Genomic DNA, 19,490 nt, shown 5'->3' with positions numbered 1-19,490 from the left:
CTTAACATACACTTTCATCCAGTAGTATTAAAAAAGATCCATGACTAATAGAAATGGACCTTACGAACATTTGTTCTAATTAGTTAACATTACATACGATTGGACTTTACGTACTCTTTTTTCAATTTCTTCGGTAAATAAATTCGAAAAGTTGTTCCTTCACCTAACGTACTTTCAAATTCAATCTTACCACCATGATCGTTAATAATTTTGTATGTAGTTACCATTCCTAACCCTGTACCTTTTTCTTTTGTTGAATAAAACGGTAAACCGATATTAGGAGCTAATTCTTTTGAAATTCCGCTCCCTTGATCAACTACTTCAACTATAACTGTGTCTGGATTGAAATCGAGAAGGAATACTTTAATAACTCCACCTTCTGACATCGCTTCAATTGCATTTTTAATGAGGTTAATAAAAACTTGCTTCATTTGGTTGTTCACACAACGAATAGAATCAACAGGATCATGCTCAAAAATAATATCAATATTTTTCATAAGCGCTTGTGATTGAAGTAATGTAACAACATTGTTTATTGTTTCTGTTAAATTTTCTTCACCTATCTCAACAGCTTGAGGCTTTGCTAAAAGCAACAACTCACTAGTAATTAACTCGATGCGGTCCATCTCACTTAATAAAATTTCAATATGAACTGGATTTATTTCTTTTTCTGCATGTATTAGCTGTAAGAATCCTTTTATAGTCGTTAACGGATTTCTAATTTCATGCGCTATTGAAGCAGATAATTGTCCTACTAATGATAATTTCTTTGCATTCTCGATACTTTCCTCAGCAGCCTTTTGCAATGTAATATCTTTACAAATGCCATAAATTCCAGTAATTTCATTCTCTATAGTAATTGGGGTATTTGTCACCCTACAATGAATGACTCTGCCACTTTTATGGTTCATTCTACAATCATAGGTTTGCGGTACACCCTTAGACGCTTCACCGAAGTAATAAATAACTTTTTGCAAATCTTCATCTGCCACAAGAGGATAAAATGATTGATGGACTAATTCTTCTTCTCCATAACCCGTTAATTTTGCTAAGGCCTTATTCACACTCACATATCTACCAGCTAGATCTAATGAAAAAACTGCATCTAGATTATTTTTAAAAAGTAATTGATAATGTTGTTCCCTTTGGATATTCTTTCTCTTGGACTCGGTAATGTCTAGAAAATAAACAGACAGCCCCTCAGGAGAGGGATAAGCCCGAACGTCAAACCATTGCTTCATCGAAGGATAATAAAAGTCAAAATTGACAGACTTTTGACTTTCCATTGCTGAAAGGTAATGGGCATAGATTGGTAAATCTATTGCATCATCAAATTCCTCCCACACACACTTTCCTAACAGCTTCTCTTTTGAACGACTTTATATTTTCTCTGCTTCATTGTTTAAGTAAATAAAGTTCCAGTTAGAGTCTAACGCATAAAAGCCATCTGTAATCTTATCTAATATATCGAAAGTATCTAATTTGGTTATATTCATTTCGTATGGCTCCCATCGCATGACTTGAAGTATCAAATTACTTGCTCTACATACTTCTCTAACTTTTTTAGAAACCCTTTTACTTTTTAATTAAGGTATCTTTTTAATATTTGGATTATGATCCGAACACGTTATCCAGTATAAAAGCACCTGAACTCCTTCAGATGCTTTTATGAGTTGTATTTTCAATCCATAACTGTTTAAAAATCATTCCAAGCACCGAAAGAGGGTTTAATTAATGTCGTATTCAACCAAACAGGTGCGAGATTGTTCGTTTGTCCTCGCTGACTACTTCTAGTATTTCTCGCTAGCTGAATTGCTCTCATAGCATCAATTCTACCATATCGAATGGTTCCTTCTCCTGAAACGGATTGAATGGAAGCTCGTTGAATGATCGATCTAATATCTCTATTACTTAACGTTGGATTGGTCGCCTTCATTAATCCTGCTAGACCACTAATAATAGCAGCAGCTTGTGAAGTACCGGATAAAACCTTATAGCCCATCAAATCTCCTGACTCCCCAGGAAAGGTTGAGAGAATATCTTGACCCGGCGCAGCAACTTCCACCCATGACCCGTAGTTGGAGAATGATGAAAGCTCATTGTTTTGATTCGTGGCGGTTACCGCAAGGACTTGATTAAATGCTGCTGGATACTGTGCGTTATTTGAGGAGTTATTCCCTGCTGCCCCAACTAGTAAGACACCTTGATTATTTGCATAATTGACCGCGCTTCTCAGCGTCTCATTGCTATCTGGTGCACCTAAACTCAAGTTGATGACATCTGCTCCTAGATTAGCAGCGTAAATAATCCCTTGAGCAACATTGCTGTGTGTCCCGCTGCCTGTGTCTCCTAGAACTTTTATATTCATAATGTCGGCTGAATTATAGCTCATCCCTGCCATTCCAATTCCGTTGTTCGTCGTACCTGCAGCAATCCCTGCAATATGAGTTCCATGTCCATGAATATCTTCAACGGTTGGGGAACCTGAGAAATTCGCATGATGAGTGACCTTCCCCCGCAAGTCTGGGTGATTCCGGTTTACACCAGTATCTAAGATGGCAATCCTTGCTGAGGCAGGAGAAACACGTGCCAGCTCCCATGCACCTTGTGCGTTCACGTTTGCTAGCCCCCATTGCCTTTCCAATAACGGATCGTTCGTTATAATAGCTGAACCACTTACTGTTTCTAACGATGAAAAATCTGTTGCACTTGTAATCGGTGAAAGCTGTATCTCATGATCCTCCTCCACAAACCGAACATCCCGAGATGAAGCATATTTGGAAAGACATGATGGGAACTCCTTCGTTGGTACGGTGACGACGTGTATCCCTATTTCTTTGATCTCATTTACTAGCTTCGCCTTCATCTCTTTGTGCATCTGCAAACAACTAGACCTTCTTGTCCCAGGCTTAAAGCACACGATTAGCTGTTTCGTTGCAACCATCAACACCATCTCCTTTGAAAAATTACTATCAATGTATTCAAACAAAGGAATGTATGAAGCGGTAGTTGTCCTAGGAAGCTGAAAAAACAAAAAAGACCCTCACCCATAATGAGTGAGAGCCTTGAAACGTAGGTATATTAACGTTTTGAGAACTGAGGTGCACGACGTGCTGCTTTAAGACCGTATTTTTTACGCTCTTTCATACGAGCATCACGAGTTAAGAAACCAGCAGCTTTTAATGACCCACGGTATTCTGGATCTACTTCTAATAACGCACGAGATACACCATGACGGATTGCTCCCGCTTGTCCAGTATATCCACCACCAGTAACGTTAACAATAACATCGTATTGTCCAACTGCTCCTGTTTCTTGTAATGGTTGCTCAATAATTAATTTTAATACTTCTTTGTTACCGAAGTATTCATTGAATTCACGATTATTAATAACGATACGACCGTCGCCTGGCACTAAACGAACACGTGCAACAGAGTGCTTACGGCGACCTGTACCATAATATTGTACTTGTGCCAAAGTAATACCCTCCTTATTAATTAACCACGAAGCTCATAGGCTTCTGGTTTTTGTGCTTGGTGCTTATGTTCGCTACCAGCGTAAACGTGTAATTTCATTCCTTGTTTACGTCCAAGTGTGTTCTTTGGAAGCATGCCTTTGATAGCAAGCTCTAACATACGCTCTGGCTTGTTTTGAAGCATTTCGCCAGCAGTCGTTTGCTTAAGTCCACCTGGATGATTTGTGTGACGGTAGTAAATTTTGTCTTGTAATTTATTCCCTGTAAGAACGATTTTAGATGCGTTGATGATGATTACGTGATCACCTGTATCTACATTCGGTGTAAAAATTGGTTTATGTTTACCACGAAGGATAGAGGCAACTTCACTTGAAAGACGACCTAATGTTTGGCCTTCTGCATCAACAACATACCATTTACGTTCAACTTCATTTGGCTTTGCCATAAATGTTGTACGCATGATTTTCCCTCCTATTTAAAGCTTTCATAATTTTAGTTTCATTTTTTATGGTAATTGCATTGTTTATAATAACAAGCCTAAACAACCCGGGGCTAGTGGGTTTCATTTAGAAATACCATCTAACATCATATAATATATAACAGCTAATGTCAACAACTTGTTACACGGGGATGAGTTGTTTTGTAAAAAATTTTTCTACTTCTTTTATTTACAGAAATTCAATAACTCATACCTTCTCATTGATAATCTACTTTCCATAAGTATAATCCGTGTCCTGGTGCGGTTTTACCAGCAGCTGTTCGATCTTTTGCTAGAATGAGATCTTTCATTTCATCGACTTCGCGTTTTCCTGTGCCTGCTTCCAATAATGTTCCGACAATAATCCGCACCATGTTATAAAGAAAGCCATTCCCAATAATGCTAAATATCAGTTCGTCATCTTGTTGTATAATATTAAGCTCATAGATGGTTCGAACTTTATCGACAACAGGAGAGCCAGCCGAACAAAAAGACGTAAAATCATGTGTTCCTAACAATACTTTAGCAGCCTCTTTCATCTTTTGAACATTTAGCTCCTGTGGAAAATGATACGTATAGTTGCGACAAAATACATCTGGTACCTTTCGATTTAACACACGATAACGATATTCTTTACGAATGACATGAAACCGCGCATGAAAATCTGCATCTGCTTCAGCAACTTCTTGGACAACAATATCATTGGGCAGATTAGCAGAAAGAGCTCGCCCCCACTTCTCTGCTGGAATATTGAGCGGTGTATCAAAGTGAATGACTTGTCCAACAGCGTGAACAGTTGCATCTGTTCTTCCGGAACCGTACACTTGAATGATTTCATTCTTATGAATTTTTTTAAGAGCTTTCTCTAATTCCCCTTGAACTGTCCTCGCTTGAGGTTGTATTTGAAAACCAGAAAACTCCGTACCATCATACGAAATGATGCATCTATAGCGTCGCATGGACTCACCTCACCTTATGCTCTTAGAAAGAATAATCCAATACCAAAACAAACGATCAAGACAACCATACTTGTATCATGCAATGACCAGTAAAGCTGCCGAAGTTTTGTCCGTCCTTCACCGCCGCGGTAGCCCCTTGCTTCCATCGCTAAAGCTAAATCTTCAGCACGTTTAAACGAGCTGATAAACAGCGGAATAAGAAGAGGTATAAAAGCTTTCATCCGTTCTTTAAGCGGGCCGCTTGTAAAGTCAACACCCCGGGCCATCTGAGCTTTTGCAATCTTTTCTGTTTCTTGAAGAAGCGTTGGAATAAACCGAAGTGATATTGACATCATTAACGCTAATTCATGTGCAGGTAATCCAAAGCGCTTAAATGGCGATAAAATGCTTTCTAGACCATCGGTTAAATCCATCGGTTTTGTCGTTAACGTTAAAAGCGAGGTAAAGATGACTAAAATAAGAAGTCGAATAGAAATAAAAACACCTTGCGTTATCCCTGACTCATAGATCTTAATCGGCCCCCACTGAAACACAAGTGGTCCTTCTTTATTTAATAATAGATGAATAATAAGTGTAATAAGAACGAGTAAAAAAATAGGCTTTAAACCTTTGTATATAAAACGAATAGGGACTTTTGAAATTAGAATGGCAGCCAAACAAAAGCTTACGACCACCGCATATGACTCCCAGCTGTTCGCAAAGAAAACAATGATGACAAGTAAAAAAACAGCTAATAGCTTTGCGCGTGGATCTAACCGATGCAAGATTGATTTGGCTTCTACGTACTGACCTATTAAAATGTGTTGAAACATAGTGTCACCTTTTTTCAAGCATATATTGCTTAATAAATTGCGCAACTTGATCCACAGTAAACAAGTCACGAGGCATAGGCTGTTGAAATACTTTTTCCAATTTACTCATAAAAGCTAATGTTTCAGGGACATCTAACCCAATTTCTTGCAGGTGATTTAGATTTGAAAACACTTCCTCTGGGCGTCCTTTAATGACAATCTCCCCTTGATTCATTACAATGATCTGGTCGGCATACAACGCAGCGTCTTCCATATGATGCGTAACGAGTACTGTCGTGAGCTGATTTTCTTGATGCAGACGATAAAACATATCCATAATTTCACGTCGACCTTTTGGATCTAAACCAGCTGTAGGCTCGTCTAATACAAGTACTTTAGGCTCTAAAGCTAGTACCCCTGCAATCGCTACCCGGCGCTTTTGCCCCCCGCTTAATTCAAAAGGAGAGCGCTTTAGAAACTCTTCTGATAACCCGACAAGAGGCATTAGCATTTTCGCTCGCTGTTTCGCTACTCTTTCAGGGACGCCAAAATTCAAAGGTCCAAAGATAATATCTTTTTCGACCGTCTCTTCAAACAATTGATGCTCAGGATATTGAAACACAAGCCCTACATTTTTGCGAAGATTCTTTAAGTCTTTTGCCTTTTGATTTGCGATAATCTCAGTATTTCCAATTGTTATTCGGCCTTGTGTTGGTCGAAGCAGTCCATTTAAATGTTGAATTAACGTCGACTTCCCAGACCCTGTGTGACCGATAATCGCCGTATAAGAGCCAGCAGGAACTTGAAATGACACTTGTTTAAGAACTTCCCTTACAAAGGGGGTTCCTTGCATGTACGTATGTCCTAACTGTTCGACTTTAATTTCCATAGTTCCTCCACTAGATCATCCAGCGACAATGTCACATGATTTAAGTTGATGCCTTCTTTCAATAAGTACCTCTGTAACTTCACTGAGAATGGAACATCGAGGCTTTGATCGATCAAGAATTCTTCATCCGTTAATATGTCTTCAGGAGCACCATCACGAACAATCTCCCCATCACTCATAACAAGAATACGATCTGCTAGAGATGCTTCATCAATATCATGGGTAATCGAAATAACCGTGATGTTTTCTGTTTCTCTTAAATGTAGGACAGTTTGTATCACTTCTTTTCGACCTTGTGGGTCTAACATGGATGTCGACTCATCTAAAACAATAACAGAAGGCTGAATTGCTATAATACCAGCAATGGCTAAGCGTTGTTTCTGTCCACCAGATAGCCGATGTGGCTCTTCGGATAACAGGTGAGCAATTCCCACTTTTTCAGCACTATTTCGAATTCGTTCTTCCATTTCCATCGTTGGCACTCCGTTATTCTCAAGACCAAAGGCAATATCATCTTTGACTGTCGTACCAACTAATTGATTTTCAGGGTTTTGAAAAACAAGTCCGACATACTTACGGATTTCCCACATCTTATCTTCGTCTCTTGTATCCATTCCATTTATAATTACTTCTCCCGCTTCAGGAACAAGTAATCCATTTAAAAAACGAGACAGTGTTGACTTGCCTGAGCCGTTATGGCCAATGATAGCAACCCACTCTCCCTTTTTTACAGTTAGTGATATTTTCTTTAATACTTCTTCTCCATCAGTATCATACTTATAAGTAAGGTCCTTAATTTGGATTGGATCGACCATGATCATCACCCTAACGTTCTCTCTATATAAAAAAAGGGCTGTGAGTGGGAGCTATTCGCTCACAACCTGTCACGCCCTTTGTCGTCAAATATATATGTTGGATCAGAATTAAACTAGCTCAATAATAGCCATTGGTGCACCATCACCACGGCGAGGACCTACTTTAAGAATACGAGTATATCCACCTTGACGCTCTTCATAACGAGGAGCGATATCAGCGAAAAGCTTTTGAATTGCATCTTCACCTGTCTCTTGATTAGCTACTTCACGACGTACGAAAGATGCTGCTTGACGACGTGCGTGAAGGTCACCACGTTTACCAAGAGTGATCATCTTCTCAATGATAGGGCGAAGTTCTTTAGCTTTTGCTTCAGTAGTTTCAATTCTCTCGTTGATAATTAAATCTGTAACTAAATCACGGAATAATGCTTTACGACCAGCACTATCACGACCTAATTTTGCATATGCCATGTCTGTTTCCCTCCTTTGTAACGCTTATATGATTGCCTAAACAGGCACGACGATTTATGGTAAAACACAAGAAAAACAGAGAACAGCACAGTGCTAAGCGTTCCCTATTAGAACCTACTCTTCTTTACGAAGACCTAAGCCTAATTCAGCAAGCTTTTCTTGGACCTCTTCAAGAGATTTGCGTCCAAGATTACGTACTTTCATCATGTCTTCTTCTGTTTTGTGTGTTAATTCTTGAACGGTATTAATACCAGCACGCTTTAAGCAGTTGTAAGAACGAACAGAAAGATCAAGCTCTTCAATCGTCATTTCAAGCACTTTTTCTTTTTGATCCTCTTCTTTTTCAACCATAATTTCAGCATTTTGTGCTTGATCTGTAAGACCGACAAAAATGTTTAAGTGCTCAGTTAAGATCTTTGCACCTAACGATACTGCCTCTTCTGGACGAATGCTTCCATCAGTCCATACATCTAAGGTGAGTTTGTCATAGTTGGTAATTTGACCGACACGTGTATTTTCGACTTGATAATTCACTCGAGATACAGGTGTGTAGATTGAGTCAATTGGGATAACTCCAATTGGCTGATCTTCAGACTTATTATCTTCAGCAAGAACATAACCACGTCCACGTTTAGCAGTTAAACGCATATGTAGTCTAGCACCTTTAGATAAAGTCGCAATATGAAGATCAGGGTTTAATACGTCTACATCACTATCATGTGTTAGGTCACCTGCTGTAATAACACCTTCACCTTGTGTATCAATTTCTAAAACCTTCTCTTCATCCGAGTAGATTTTAAGAGCAAGTTGTTTCAAGCTAAGAATGATAGTAGTCACATCTTCTACTACACCTTCGATAGTAGAGAATTCATGTAACACACCGTCAATCTGTACACTCGTTACAGCAGCTCCTGGTAAAGAGGATAAGAGGATACGACGTAAGGAGTTCCCTAAAGTTGTTCCATACCCACGTTCAAGTGGCTCAACTACGAACTTCCCGTATTTAGCATCTTCGCTAACTTCAATCGTTTCAATATTTGGCTTTTCTATTTCAATCATTCAACAAACCCTCCTTCAAAACGTCGAACTCCGGTTGACCCGTAAGGATTGCCTAACCGGATTCCCCATTAGGCAGTTCCCATACGCATTACCATCGTTAATAAAAGCAAGAACCGTTTCATAGGGAAAATCTCGTCTTAACCATTATTAACACTTTTAGGAAATCTATACAAGAAATTGGATTTCTTTTATTAAACTCTACGACGTTTTGGTGGACGGCAACCATTATGAGGAACAGGCGTAACGTCACGGATCATGCTAACTTCTAATCCTACTGCTTGAAGAGAACGAATAGCTGCTTCACGACCTGCACCAGGACCTTTAACAGTTACTTCGAGCGTTTTCATACCGTTTTCCATTGCTGTTTTACCAGCGGCTTCAGCAGCCATTTGTGCAGCAAATGGAGTAGATTTACGTGAACCTTTAAATCCTAGGTTTCCAGCACTAGCCCATGAAATTGCGTTTCCATGTACATCAGTAATCGTAACAATCGTATTGTTGAAAGTTGACTTAATATGTGCTACACCACTTTCAACGTTTTTACGTTGACGACGTTTTGTACGTGTATTAGTCTTTTTAGCCATGTTTTAACCTAACCTCCTTTACTATTTCTTCTTATTAGCTACTGTACGACGTGGACCTTTACGCGTACGAGCATTATTTTTCGTGTTTTGTCCGCGAACTGGTAGACCACGACGATGACGGATACCACGGTAGCAACCGATCTCGATAAGACGCTTAATGTTTAAAGAGATTTCACGACGAAGATCCCCTTCTACTCGATAAGCATCGATTACTTCACGAATTTTACCTAACTCATCTTCAGTTAAATCACGAACTCGTGTATCTTCTGATACGCCAGCTTTTTCTAGGATTTCAGATGAAAGTTTTCTTCCGATTCCATAGATGTATGTTAAGGACACTACTACTCGTTTGTCACGAGGAATGTCAACACCTGATATACGTGCCATGAATTACAGCACCTCCTTGTTATTAACCTTGTTTTTGTTTATGCTTAGGGTTTTCACAAATTACCATAACTGTACCTTTTCTACGAATAACTTTACATTTTTCGCAGATTGGCTTTACTGATGGTCTGACCTTCATTATATTTACCTCCTTATATTACGGAGTGCTCGTATCAAGCTCTCATTTGAGCATAGTAAACTATATCTAAACCGACAAATACCTAAGGATTATTTATAACGATATGTGATTCGGCCACGCGTTAAATCATATGGAGATAATTCAACAGTCACTTTATCACCTGGTAAGATGCGGATAAAGTGCATACGAATTTTACCTGATACATGAGCCAATACTTTATGACCATTTTCTAACTCGACACGGAACATTGCATTTGGTAGTGGCTCAATTACGGTACCTTCAACTTCAATTACATCCTCTTTCGCCATGAATTTACTCTCCTTCCTTCAGTAAATGATATTGTTCTAAGAACTTTTGTATCGCAAACCGCAGCTTGGCATTGGTAACACGACCAGTTTCATTAATGCTGTTTTTCACTTCATCTGAGATATAATCAATGACTTTTAGGTGTTGGACATTTTTTTTCTTAGCTTTATCGTATTTGCGATAATCACCATCTGCTATTAAAACAAAGCGATGGTCTATTATACCAACTACTATACAAAACCGTTCCCGATCACGACCTCTTATTACTTCAACGACTTGACCAATAACTGGTAGCGAGTCAGGATCTTTCATCTTCCATCACCTTCATAATTACACTTTTGTCAGTATTTCATACCCAGTTTCTGTGATAGCAATCGTATGCTCAAAGTGCGCACAGTTTTTTCTATCGGTAGTAACTACAGTCCAATTATCTGCTAGTGTTCGCACATAGCGAGTTCCAGCATTGACCATTGGTTCAATGGCCAGGACCATACCAGGTTTTAATCGAGGGCCTTTACCTGGCGGACCATAGTGTGGAATTTGTGGATCTTCGTGTAAGTTTTGACCTACACCATGACCTACATATTCTCTTACTACTGAATATCCATGTGCTTCTACATAAGTTTGTATCGCATGTGAGATATTCGAAAGTCTTTCTCCTGGTTTAGCTTCCTCTAACCCTTTGTATAAAGATGTTTCTGTTACATCCATAAGGTTCTGGTCACTTTCTGTAATTTCACCGACAGCATAAGTCCATGCAGAGTCACCATGATATCCATTGTATTGAGCACCTATATCAATACTAATAATATCTCCAGCCTTGAGAACACGTTTACCTGGTATACCATGCACCAACTCTTCATTTACTGAAGCACAGATACTACCCGTAAATCCATTGTAACCTTTAAAGGATGGTACCGCATCATAGGAACGAATCAATTTCTCGGCAATGTTATCTAATTCCTTGGTAGTAATACCAGGTTGGATATGCTTTTTTAGCTCCTGATGTGTGAGGGCAACGATCTTACCCGCCTCGCGCATAATGGCGATCTCACGTTCAGTCTTACAAATAATCATGCATTTATTCCTTTCAGAAGTTGGTCAATGTTTTCAAACACTTGCCCAATCTCTTGTAACCCATCGATATCACGAAGTACACCTTTTTCTGAGTAGAAATCAAGAAGTGGTTTACTTTGCTTAATATTAACTTCAAGGCGTTTCTTTACCGTTTCTGGTTTATCATCATCTCTTTGAATCAATTGGCTACTGTCAACGTCACAGATTCCTTCAACCTTTGGAGGGTTGAATATAACATGATATGTTCTCCCTGATGTAGGTGAAACTCTTCTTCCCGTTAATCGATCCATAAGAATTTCTTCTGGAACCTCGATATTAATAACATAGTCAATTCTTCTCTGAAGAGATGACAACATCTCATCCAAAGCTTCTGCTTGAGCGACTGTACGCGGAAATCCATCTAATAGAAATCCTTTTTCGCAGTCTGCTTGGCTTAAACGCTCACGAACAATACCGATTGTAACTTCATCAGGTACTAACTCGCCTGCATCCATAAATGACTTTGCTTTCATACCTAGTTCAGTTTCATTCTTAATTGCTGCACGGAACATATCTCCTGTAGAGATGTGTGGAATTCCATAGTTCTCAACAATTCTTTCTGCTTGAGTACCTTTCCCAGCACCCGGAAGCCCCATTAATATTAAATTCATTTTCTTCCCCTCCATTACCGAATTAATAACTATAACACTAAGGGAAACAGCTCTTTCCCTTAGTTTCTAGTTACTTTATGAATCCTTTGTAATGACGTTTAATTAACTGACTCTCAATTTGTTTCATCGTATCTAATGCTACACCAACGACAATTAATAATCCAGTTCCGCCAATTTGAATTGCAGGAGGTAATCCCATGAAAGTCGTAAAGAAGACTGGAATAATTGAGACAACAGCTAAGAATAATGCTCCAACTAGTGTCAGTCGATACAGGATACGTGTAATATATTCCTGCGTCGTCTTTCCTGGTCGTATACCAGGGATATAACCGCCTTGCTTCTTCAGATTGTCTGCTAATTGCTCAGGATTAACCTGAATAAACGTATAGAAATAAGTAAACCCAATGATGAGCAATGCATAAAGTATCATGCCGTACGGGTTATTAATATCAAAAATAGTTGCAACCCAATGAGCTACAGTATTTTCACCACCAAAGAAACCTGCGATCGTTGGTGGAAACATAAATAATGATAAAGCAAAAATTACAGGAATAACCCCAGCTGCATTTACCTTAATTGGTAGATGCGTTGACTGTCCGCCAACTGGACTTCTTCCAACAAGACGCTTTGCATACTGAACTGGTACTTTACGTAATGCCTGTTGAACGTAGATTACCCCTACAATAATAGCAAGGATTGCAAGAAGTAATAGTAAAACTGTGACAATACTTAAAAACAGTTGTTCACCAGCAGTTTCAATTTGTATAGCGTAAATTTGGTTCACAGCATTTGGAATACCAGCAGCTATACCTGCAAAGATGATAATCGATATACCGTTACCGACTCCTTTTGCAGTGATTTGTTCCCCAAGCCACATTAAAAATGCTGTTCCCGCCGTAAGTACGAGTGCAATAAATAAATAGGTAGGAACAGTTGGGTTAGGAATTAATCCTGGGAAGATCGTATTAAAACCAATAGACATTCCTAGTGCTTGTATAAAACCTAACACAATTGTTCCATAACGAGTGACTTGAGCCAATTTCCGACGACCTGCTTCACCCTGTTTTGCCCATTCTGCAAACTTAGGCACTACATCCATTTGAAGTAACTGTACAACAATGGATGCGGTGATATACGGCATAATTCCCATAGCAAAAATCGAAAAGTTACCTAATGCTCCACCGCCAAAAGTATTTAAAAATCCAAAAGCATTTGCTTGATCATAGAAATTTAATACATCTTTATTCGATCCCGGTACAGGAATAAATGTACCGATCCGAAAAACAACAAGCATTAGTAGTGTGAATATAACTTTTCGTCTTAAGTCACCAACGCGCATAATGTTGGAGATCGTCCGGAACATTAAATCACCTCAGTTTTTCCGCCAGCAGCTTCGATAGCTTCTACAGCAGTAGCAGAGAACTTATTAGCTTTCACTGTAAGTTGCTTCTCAAGCTTGCCGTTACCAAGGATCTTAATACCATCCTTAACGTTCTTAACTACACCAGTTTCGATTAATAGCTCAGGTGTAACTTCAGTTCCTGCATCAAAACGGTTTAACGTCTCAAGGTTTACAATTGTAAACTCTTTGCGAGTAGGGTTAGTAAATCCTCGTTTTGGTAAACGACGGAAGATTGGGTTTTGCCCACCTTCAAATCCTGGACGAACTCCTCCACCTGAACGTGAATTTTGTCCTTTGTGTCCACGACCAGCTGTTTTCCCGTTTCCAGAACCGATACCACGTCCAACGCGGTTACGTACCTTGCGAGACCCTTCTGCAGGTTTCAACTCATGAAGTTTCATGTTGCCACCTCCTCTTAAGTAAGTTTCAATTACGCGTCGATTTCTTTAACTGTTACTAAATGTGCTACTTTATTAACCATACCACGAATAGCAGCGTTATCTTGTTGCACTACAGTTTGATGCATCTTGCGTAAGCCTAAAGTTTTTACAGTAATACGTTGGTCCTCAGGACGTCCGATAACACTTCTAGTGAGGGTAATCTCTAACTTTTTAGCCACGTCTTTTCCCTCCTTATCCTAGCAGTTCTTCTACTGATTTACCACGTAATTTAGCAACCTCTTCAGCGCGCTTAAGTTCTTTAAGACCTTCAATAGTTGCACGAACCATATTGATAGGATTATTTGATCCTAATGATTTAGAAAGAATATCACCTACACCAGCAAGCTCTAGTACTGCACGTACAGGTCCACCAGCGATAACCCCAGTACCCTCTGATGCTGGCTTAAGTAATACTCGTCCTGCACCGAAGTGACCTAAGATTTGGTGTGGAATTGTTGTACCAACTACAGGTACTTCAATTAAATTCTTCTTTGCATCTTCAATTGCTTTACGAATTGCTTCAGGAACTTCTTGAGCTTTACCCATTCCAAAGCCGACATGACCGTTCTTATCACCAACAACTACTAATGCAGCAAAGCGGAAACGACGTCCACCTTTTACTACTTTAGCTACGCGGTTAACGGCAACAACTTTTTCTTCAAGCTCCAACGTATTTGCATCGATACGCATTTAGTTTCCCTCCTTTTTACATTAAAATTGTAATCCAGCTTCACGAGCTGCATCAGCTAATACTTGAACACGTCCGTGATATAAATAACCCCCACGGTCGAATACGATAGTCTTGTGCCCATTTTCTACTGCACGCTTAGCTACAAGTTCTCCAACAGCTTTAGCTGCTTCTTTATTTCCACCGTTCTCTAAGTTAAGTTCTTTATCTAAACTTGACGCAGATGCTAATGTTACACCGTTCACATCATCAATTAGCTGTGCGTAAATGTGTTTAGAAGAACGGAAAACATTTAAACGTGGACGTTCAGGAGTACCTGTGATCGTGCGACGAACGTGAGCATGTCTTTTCTTACGCGCCAAATTTTTGTCAGGCTTCGTAATCATTGAACGTCATTCCTTTCCGTTAACTATTTATTATTTACCAGTTTTACCTTCTTTACGACGTACATATTCACCTTCATAACGGATTCCTTTTCCTTTATAAGGCTCAGGTAAACGTACAGAACGAATGTTAGCTGCAATAGCACCTACACGCTCTTTATCGATACCTTTAACAAGTACTTTTGTATTAGAAGGAACTTCGATTTCGATACCTTGCTCAGGCTCGATCTCTACTGGGTGAGAGTAACCTACGTTTAATACTAATTTTGAACCAGATTTAGTAGCACGGTAACCTACCCCGATTAACTCTAGTCCTTTTTCGTATCCTTTTGTTACACCTTCAACCATGTTGCTAATGATACTACGAGTTGTTCCGTGTAAAGAGCGGTGTTCCTTGTTATCACTTGGTCGTTCGATAACAATTTGGTTTTCCTCTACTTTAACATCCATTGCTGGGTGTACATTACGGCTAAGTTCACCTTTAGGTCCTTTAACTGTAATTACGTTGTCGTTAAGAGTAACTGTTACTCCACTTGGAACTTCAATTGGTTTCTTACCAATACGTGACATATCTTACACCTCCAATCTTACCTTTATTGATTACCAAACGTAAGCTAATACTTCTCCGCCTACTTGTTGTTGACGTGCATCTTTATCTGTCATAATACCTTTAGATGTTGAAACGATAGCAATACCTAATCCGCCTAATACGCGTGGAACTTCCGTAGCTTTTGCGTATACACGTAATCCAGGCTTACTAATACGTTTTAATCCAGTAATAACTCGCTCGTTGTTTGCACCGTATTTTAAGAAGATACGAATAACACCTTGCTTGTTATCTTCGATATATTCAAAGTCACGGATGAAACCTTCACGCTTTAAAATTTCAGCGATTTGTTTTTTGATGTTAGAAGCAGGTACTTCTAATTTCTCGTGACGAACTACGTTCGCATTACGGATGCGAGTTAGCAAATCTGCAACAGGATCTGTCATGACCATCTATATTACCTCCTTCCCATTTAAGGGTTTACCAGCTAGCTTTTTTAACGCCAGGAATTTGACCTTTATAAGCAAGTTCTCTAAAGCAAATACGGCATAATTTAAACTTTCTCATTACAGAATGCGGGCGTCCGCAACGTTCGCAGCGAGTGTACTCTTGTACTTTGTACTTCTGCTGGCGTTTCTGTTTTGCGATCATTGATTTCTTCGCCAAAGTTTTCCCTCCTCTTCGGCTTAGCCGATTATTTTTGGAATGGCATGCCCATTTGTGTTAATAACTCACGAGCTTCTTCATCCGTGTTTGCAGTCGTTACAATAACGATATCCATACCACGTACTTTATCAACTTTATCATAATCAATTTCAGGGAAGATTAATTGCTCTTTCACACCTAATGTATAGTTTCCACGACCATCGAAAGCTTTTTTCGAAATTCCACGGAAGTCACGTACACGTGGTAATGAAACTGTAATTAATTTATCTAAGAAATCGTACATGCGCTCACCGCGTAGTGTAACTTTCGCACCGATCGGCATACCTTCACGTAACTTAAATCCTGCGATTGATTTTTTAGCTTTTGTAATTAACGGCTTTTGACCAGCAATTTGTGTTAATTCTTCAACTGCTTTGTCTAAAGCTTTAGGGTTAGCAACAGCATCACCGACACCCATGTTAATAACGATCTTTTCTACTTTAGGTACTCCCATTACTGATGGGTAGTTAAACTTTTCAACTAAAGAAGAAACGATCTCACTTTTATACTTCTCTTTTAAACGAGTCATACGATTGACCTCCTTTCAACACTGACTACTTATCTAGTGCTTCGCCAGATTTTTTCGCAATACGTACTTTTTTACCATCTTCTACTTTATAACCAATACGAGTTGGTTCGCCCGTTTTAGGGTCAATAATCATTACGTTAGAAACGTGAATTGCAGCTTCTTTGCTTACAATTCCACCCTGAGGGTTATCTTGAGAAGGTTTAGCATGTTTTTTAACAATGTTAACACCTTCAACAAGTACACGGTCCTTCTTAGGGAATGCTTCTAAAATAACGCCTTGTTTACCTTTATCTTTACCAGATATCACTTTTACTGTGTCGCCTTTTTTAACGTGCATGTAATCATCGCACCTCCTTATAAAAGGGATGATGTATATTATAGTACTTCCGGAGCTAAAGAAACGATTTTCATAAATTGCTTTTCACGAAGCTCACGTGCAACTGGTCCGAAGATACGAGTTCCACGAGGACCTTTATCATCACGTACAATTACCGCTGCGTTTTCATCAAATTTAATGTAAGATCCGTCTGTACGACGTACGCCGCTCTTAGAACGAACGATAACCGCCTTAACAACGTCACCTTTCTTGACAACGCCGCCTGGTGTTGCTTGTTTTACAGAACAAACGATAATGTCACCGACGTTAGCAGTTTTACGGCCTGAACCACCTAAAACTTTAATACATAGAACTTCACGAGCTCCAGAGTTGTCAGCAACTTTTAAACGACTCTCCTGTTGAATCATACGATCTTACCTCCCTTCAGGTTAAAAAGAATAAGTTAGATAATAACTGCTTCTTCTACTACTTCTACTAAACGGAAGCGTTTGTCTTTAGATAATGGACGAGTCTCCATAATCTTAACAATATCGCCAACTTTAGCTGTGTTTTCTTCATCATGGGCCTTGAACTTTTTAGAGTACTTTACGCGTTTCCCATATAAACGATCTTTCTTATATGTCTCAACAAGAACACTAATTGTTTTATCCATTTTATCTGAAACTACGCGTCCGATGTACACTTTGCGTTGGTTGCGTTCCATTTAAGCAAACCTCCTCTCAAATTAGCCGTTGTTAATCCCAAGTTCTCTCTCGCGCAACACTGTTTTTGCACGAGCAATTGCCTTACGAACTTCACGAATGCGGGTTGGATTATCCAACTGGCCAGTCGCTAATTGAAAGCGAAGGTTGAATAATTCTTCTTTAAGTGACTTCGTTTTTTGTTCAATTTCAGATGTCGTTAAGTTACGAAGATCATTAGCTTTCATTTGCGTCACCACCCACTTCTTCGCGTTTTACAAATTTACATTTAACAGGTAACTTGTGAGAAGCTAAACGTAATGCTTCACGTGCTACCTCTTCAGATACTCCAGAAATCTCAAACATAATCTTCCCTGGCTTTACTACTGCTACCCATCCTTCAGGAGCACCTTTACCAGAACCCATTCGAACCTCTAAAGGCTTTGCAGTATAAGGTTTAGAAGGGAAAATTTTAATCCAAACTTTACCGCCACGTTTCATGTAACGTGTCATTGCAATACGCGCTGCCTCAATTTGACGGTTAGTAATCCATGAAGCTTCTAGCGCTTGTAAACCATATTCACCGAAATGAACTTCTGTCCCGCCTTTTGCACGACCACGCATTTTACCACGGTGTTCACGACGGTATTTTACACGTTTTGGCAATAACATAATTATTTGCCCCCTTCCTCTTTTTTCGTTCCTTTCGTTGGAAGGACTTCACCACGATAAATCCAGATCTTAACGCCTAATTTACCGTAAGTTGTATCTGCTTCTGCAGTTCCATAATCGATGTCTGCACGAAGCGTGTGAAGTGGAACAGTACCTTCGCTATAGTGTTCTCCACGAGCGATATCAGCGCCACCTAGACGACCTGATACTTGTGTTTTAATTCCTTTAGCACCAGCACGCATAGTACGTTGTAGTGCTTGCTTCATTGCACGACGGAAAGAAACACGGTTTTCTAATTGACGAGCAATGTTTTCAGCTACTAATTTAGCATCTAAATCAGCATTTTTAATCTCAAAGATATTGATATGAACTCTTTTACCAGTTAGTTCATTTAAAGCTTTACGAAGTGCTTCTACTTCAGAACCACCTTTACCGATAACCATTCCAGGCTTAGCCGTATGAACAGTTACATTTACACGGTTTGCAGCACGCTCGATTTCGATCTTAGATACAGATGCATCTTTTAAACGTTTTTCGATATACTCACGAATTTTAATATCTTCGTGTAGTAAGTCTGCATAGTCCTTTTCAGCGTACCATCTTGACTCCCAGTCACGAATGACACCGACACGAAGTCCTACCGGATTGACTTTTTGACCCACGCTTATCCCTCCTTCTTTTCTGAAACAACGATTGTAATGTGGCTTGTGCGCTTGTTAATACGGCTAGCGCGACCCATTGCACGTGGACGGAAGCGTTTCAAAGTTACGCCTTCATCAACGAATGCTTCACTAATATATAAGTTATTTGGTTCCATTTCATAATTGTGCTCTGCGTTTGCGATTGCAGAATTTAAAAGCTTTTCTACAATTGGAGAAGCAGCTTTTGGTGTATGGCGCAGGATAGCGATTGCTTCACCGACTTGCTTACCTCGGATTAAGTCCACAACTAGACGAACTTTACGAGGAGCCACACGCACTTGTTTAGCTACAGCTTTAGCTTGTTGCATTGTCAAGGACCTCCCCTCTTA

At 39.4% G+C, this 19,490-nt stretch carries 33 protein-coding genes; all 33 read right to left on the bottom strand.

Going from position 1 to position 19,490, the window contains the following annotated elements; all coding sequences use genetic code 11:
* Window positions 1-89: 89 nt before the first annotated feature.
* Entirely contained in the window at window positions 90-1,346 is a 1,257-nt protein-coding gene (locus N7Z68_RS20795) for an ATP-binding protein (RefSeq protein WP_275120385.1), read from the bottom strand.
* A 350-nt stretch (window positions 1,347-1,696) separates the two neighbouring features.
* A complete protein-coding gene (locus N7Z68_RS20790; RefSeq protein WP_275120384.1) occupies window positions 1,697-2,944 on the bottom strand; it encodes a S8 family peptidase in 1,248 nt (415 codons plus the stop codon).
* 137 nt (window positions 2,945-3,081) lie between these two features.
* A complete protein-coding gene (rpsI, locus tag N7Z68_RS20785) occupies window positions 3,082-3,477 on the bottom strand; it encodes a 30S ribosomal protein S9 (RefSeq protein WP_275120383.1) in 396 nt (131 codons plus the stop codon).
* 20 nt (window positions 3,478-3,497) lie between these two features.
* Window positions 3,498-3,935, bottom strand: a complete 438-nt coding sequence (gene rplM, locus N7Z68_RS20780) for a 50S ribosomal protein L13 (protein WP_275120382.1) — start codon at window positions 3,933-3,935, stop codon at window positions 3,498-3,500.
* A gap of 236 nt (window positions 3,936-4,171) precedes the next feature.
* On the bottom strand, window positions 4,172-4,912 hold the full coding sequence (truA, locus tag N7Z68_RS20775; RefSeq protein ID WP_275120381.1) for a tRNA pseudouridine(38-40) synthase TruA: 741 nt from the start codon (window positions 4,910-4,912) through the stop codon (window positions 4,172-4,174).
* A gap of 14 nt (window positions 4,913-4,926) precedes the next feature.
* Window positions 4,927-5,724 carry an energy-coupling factor transporter transmembrane component T family protein gene (locus N7Z68_RS20770; protein ID WP_275120380.1) on the bottom strand — a complete coding sequence of 266 codons (798 nt, stop codon included), beginning with the start codon at window positions 5,722-5,724 and terminating at the stop codon, window positions 4,927-4,929.
* Between the two features lie 4 nt (window positions 5,725-5,728).
* Window positions 5,729-6,592, bottom strand: a complete 864-nt coding sequence (locus tag N7Z68_RS20765) for an energy-coupling factor ABC transporter ATP-binding protein (RefSeq protein ID WP_275120379.1) — start codon at window positions 6,590-6,592, stop codon at window positions 5,729-5,731.
* Window positions 6,568-7,407: an energy-coupling factor transporter ATPase gene (locus tag N7Z68_RS20760; RefSeq protein ID WP_275120378.1), complete on the bottom strand. Its 840-nt coding sequence runs from the start codon at window positions 7,405-7,407 to the stop codon at window positions 6,568-6,570. The genes N7Z68_RS20765 and N7Z68_RS20760 overlap by 25 nt, the downstream gene beginning before the upstream one ends.
* A gap of 108 nt (window positions 7,408-7,515) precedes the next feature.
* Entirely contained in the window at window positions 7,516-7,878 is a 363-nt protein-coding gene (gene rplQ / locus N7Z68_RS20755; RefSeq protein ID WP_275120377.1) for a 50S ribosomal protein L17, read from the bottom strand.
* A gap of 114 nt (window positions 7,879-7,992) precedes the next feature.
* On the bottom strand, window positions 7,993-8,937 hold the full coding sequence (locus N7Z68_RS20750; RefSeq protein ID WP_275120376.1) for a DNA-directed RNA polymerase subunit alpha: 945 nt from the start codon (window positions 8,935-8,937) through the stop codon (window positions 7,993-7,995).
* Between the two features lie 191 nt (window positions 8,938-9,128).
* Window positions 9,129-9,521, bottom strand: a complete 393-nt coding sequence (gene rpsK, locus N7Z68_RS20745; protein WP_275120375.1) for a 30S ribosomal protein S11 — start codon at window positions 9,519-9,521, stop codon at window positions 9,129-9,131.
* A 21-nt stretch (window positions 9,522-9,542) separates the two neighbouring features.
* Window positions 9,543-9,908, bottom strand: a complete 366-nt coding sequence (gene rpsM, locus N7Z68_RS20740; RefSeq protein WP_275120374.1) for a 30S ribosomal protein S13 — start codon at window positions 9,906-9,908, stop codon at window positions 9,543-9,545.
* A 22-nt stretch (window positions 9,909-9,930) separates the two neighbouring features.
* Entirely contained in the window at window positions 9,931-10,044 is a 114-nt protein-coding gene (gene rpmJ / locus N7Z68_RS20735) for a 50S ribosomal protein L36 (protein WP_003322638.1), read from the bottom strand.
* An 89-nt stretch (window positions 10,045-10,133) separates the two neighbouring features.
* A complete protein-coding gene (infA, locus tag N7Z68_RS20730) occupies window positions 10,134-10,352 on the bottom strand; it encodes a translation initiation factor IF-1 (protein ID WP_003322635.1) in 219 nt (72 codons plus the stop codon).
* Window positions 10,353-10,356: 4 nt separating this feature from the next.
* The gene (locus N7Z68_RS20725) at window positions 10,357-10,662 is read right to left on the bottom strand and encodes a KOW domain-containing RNA-binding protein (protein ID WP_275120373.1); all 306 of its coding nucleotides are present in this window, start codon (window positions 10,660-10,662) and stop codon (window positions 10,357-10,359) included.
* A gap of 18 nt (window positions 10,663-10,680) precedes the next feature.
* Window positions 10,681-11,427: a type I methionyl aminopeptidase gene (gene map, locus N7Z68_RS20720; RefSeq protein WP_275120372.1), complete on the bottom strand. Its 747-nt coding sequence runs from the start codon at window positions 11,425-11,427 to the stop codon at window positions 10,681-10,683.
* A complete protein-coding gene (locus N7Z68_RS20715; protein ID WP_275120371.1) occupies window positions 11,424-12,077 on the bottom strand; it encodes an adenylate kinase in 654 nt (217 codons plus the stop codon). Before N7Z68_RS20715 ends, map begins: the two co-directional genes overlap by 4 nt.
* A 70-nt stretch (window positions 12,078-12,147) precedes the next feature.
* Entirely contained in the window at window positions 12,148-13,440 is a 1,293-nt protein-coding gene (gene secY, locus N7Z68_RS20710; protein ID WP_275120370.1) for a preprotein translocase subunit SecY, read from the bottom strand.
* Window positions 13,440-13,880 carry a 50S ribosomal protein L15 gene (gene rplO, locus N7Z68_RS20705; protein ID WP_275120369.1) on the bottom strand — a complete coding sequence of 147 codons (441 nt, stop codon included), beginning with the start codon at window positions 13,878-13,880 and terminating at the stop codon, window positions 13,440-13,442. The genes secY and rplO overlap by 1 nt, the downstream gene beginning before the upstream one ends.
* 29 nt (window positions 13,881-13,909) lie before the next feature.
* A complete protein-coding gene (gene rpmD, locus N7Z68_RS20700) occupies window positions 13,910-14,098 on the bottom strand; it encodes a 50S ribosomal protein L30 (protein ID WP_275120368.1) in 189 nt (62 codons plus the stop codon).
* 13 nt (window positions 14,099-14,111) lie between these two features.
* A complete protein-coding gene (rpsE, locus tag N7Z68_RS20695) occupies window positions 14,112-14,609 on the bottom strand; it encodes a 30S ribosomal protein S5 (RefSeq protein WP_275120367.1) in 498 nt (165 codons plus the stop codon).
* A 21-nt stretch (window positions 14,610-14,630) separates the two neighbouring features.
* Window positions 14,631-14,993, bottom strand: coding sequence for a 50S ribosomal protein L18 (rplR, locus tag N7Z68_RS20690; protein ID WP_275120366.1), 363 nt, complete (start codon window positions 14,991-14,993; stop codon window positions 14,631-14,633).
* A 30-nt stretch (window positions 14,994-15,023) separates the two neighbouring features.
* Entirely contained in the window at window positions 15,024-15,560 is a 537-nt protein-coding gene (gene rplF, locus N7Z68_RS20685) for a 50S ribosomal protein L6 (RefSeq protein ID WP_275120365.1), read from the bottom strand.
* Between the two features lie 30 nt (window positions 15,561-15,590).
* Window positions 15,591-15,989 carry a 30S ribosomal protein S8 gene (rpsH, locus tag N7Z68_RS20680; RefSeq protein ID WP_209125326.1) on the bottom strand — a complete coding sequence of 133 codons (399 nt, stop codon included), beginning with the start codon at window positions 15,987-15,989 and terminating at the stop codon, window positions 15,591-15,593.
* A gap of 28 nt (window positions 15,990-16,017) precedes the next feature.
* Entirely contained in the window at window positions 16,018-16,203 is a 186-nt protein-coding gene (locus tag N7Z68_RS20675; RefSeq protein ID WP_075388582.1) for a type Z 30S ribosomal protein S14, read from the bottom strand.
* Window positions 16,204-16,231: 28 nt separating this feature from the next.
* Window positions 16,232-16,771, bottom strand: coding sequence for a 50S ribosomal protein L5 (gene rplE, locus N7Z68_RS20670; RefSeq protein WP_275120364.1), 540 nt, complete (start codon window positions 16,769-16,771; stop codon window positions 16,232-16,234).
* Between the two features lie 25 nt (window positions 16,772-16,796).
* A complete protein-coding gene (gene rplX / locus N7Z68_RS20665; RefSeq protein ID WP_075388584.1) occupies window positions 16,797-17,108 on the bottom strand; it encodes a 50S ribosomal protein L24 in 312 nt (103 codons plus the stop codon).
* 38 nt (window positions 17,109-17,146) lie between these two features.
* On the bottom strand, window positions 17,147-17,515 hold the full coding sequence (gene rplN, locus N7Z68_RS20660; RefSeq protein ID WP_209125324.1) for a 50S ribosomal protein L14: 369 nt from the start codon (window positions 17,513-17,515) through the stop codon (window positions 17,147-17,149).
* Window positions 17,516-17,550: 35 nt separating this feature from the next.
* Window positions 17,551-17,811, bottom strand: coding sequence for a 30S ribosomal protein S17 (gene rpsQ, locus N7Z68_RS20655; RefSeq protein WP_275120363.1), 261 nt, complete (start codon window positions 17,809-17,811; stop codon window positions 17,551-17,553).
* Between the two features lie 21 nt (window positions 17,812-17,832).
* Window positions 17,833-18,036: a 50S ribosomal protein L29 gene (gene rpmC / locus N7Z68_RS20650; protein ID WP_209125354.1), complete on the bottom strand. Its 204-nt coding sequence runs from the start codon at window positions 18,034-18,036 to the stop codon at window positions 17,833-17,835.
* Window positions 18,026-18,460 (bottom strand): 50S ribosomal protein L16, encoded by a 435-nt coding sequence (gene rplP, locus N7Z68_RS20645; protein ID WP_017729591.1) that lies wholly within the window; start codon window positions 18,458-18,460, stop codon window positions 18,026-18,028. Before rplP ends, rpmC begins: the two co-directional genes overlap by 11 nt.
* A 2-nt stretch (window positions 18,461-18,462) precedes the next feature.
* The gene (gene rpsC, locus N7Z68_RS20640; protein ID WP_275120362.1) at window positions 18,463-19,122 is read right to left on the bottom strand and encodes a 30S ribosomal protein S3; all 660 of its coding nucleotides are present in this window, start codon (window positions 19,120-19,122) and stop codon (window positions 18,463-18,465) included.
* 2 nt (window positions 19,123-19,124) lie between these two features.
* The gene (rplV, locus tag N7Z68_RS20635; protein WP_275120361.1) at window positions 19,125-19,469 is read right to left on the bottom strand and encodes a 50S ribosomal protein L22; all 345 of its coding nucleotides are present in this window, start codon (window positions 19,467-19,469) and stop codon (window positions 19,125-19,127) included.
* Window positions 19,470-19,490 lie beyond the last annotated feature (21 nt).

It is taken from the genome of Alkalihalobacterium chitinilyticum (genome assembly GCF_029028005.1).
GTDB lineage: Bacteria > Bacillota > Bacilli > Bacillales > Bacillaceae_F > Alkalihalobacterium > Alkalihalobacterium chitinilyticum.
This window is presented reverse-complemented; position numbering and strand designations above follow the sequence as displayed.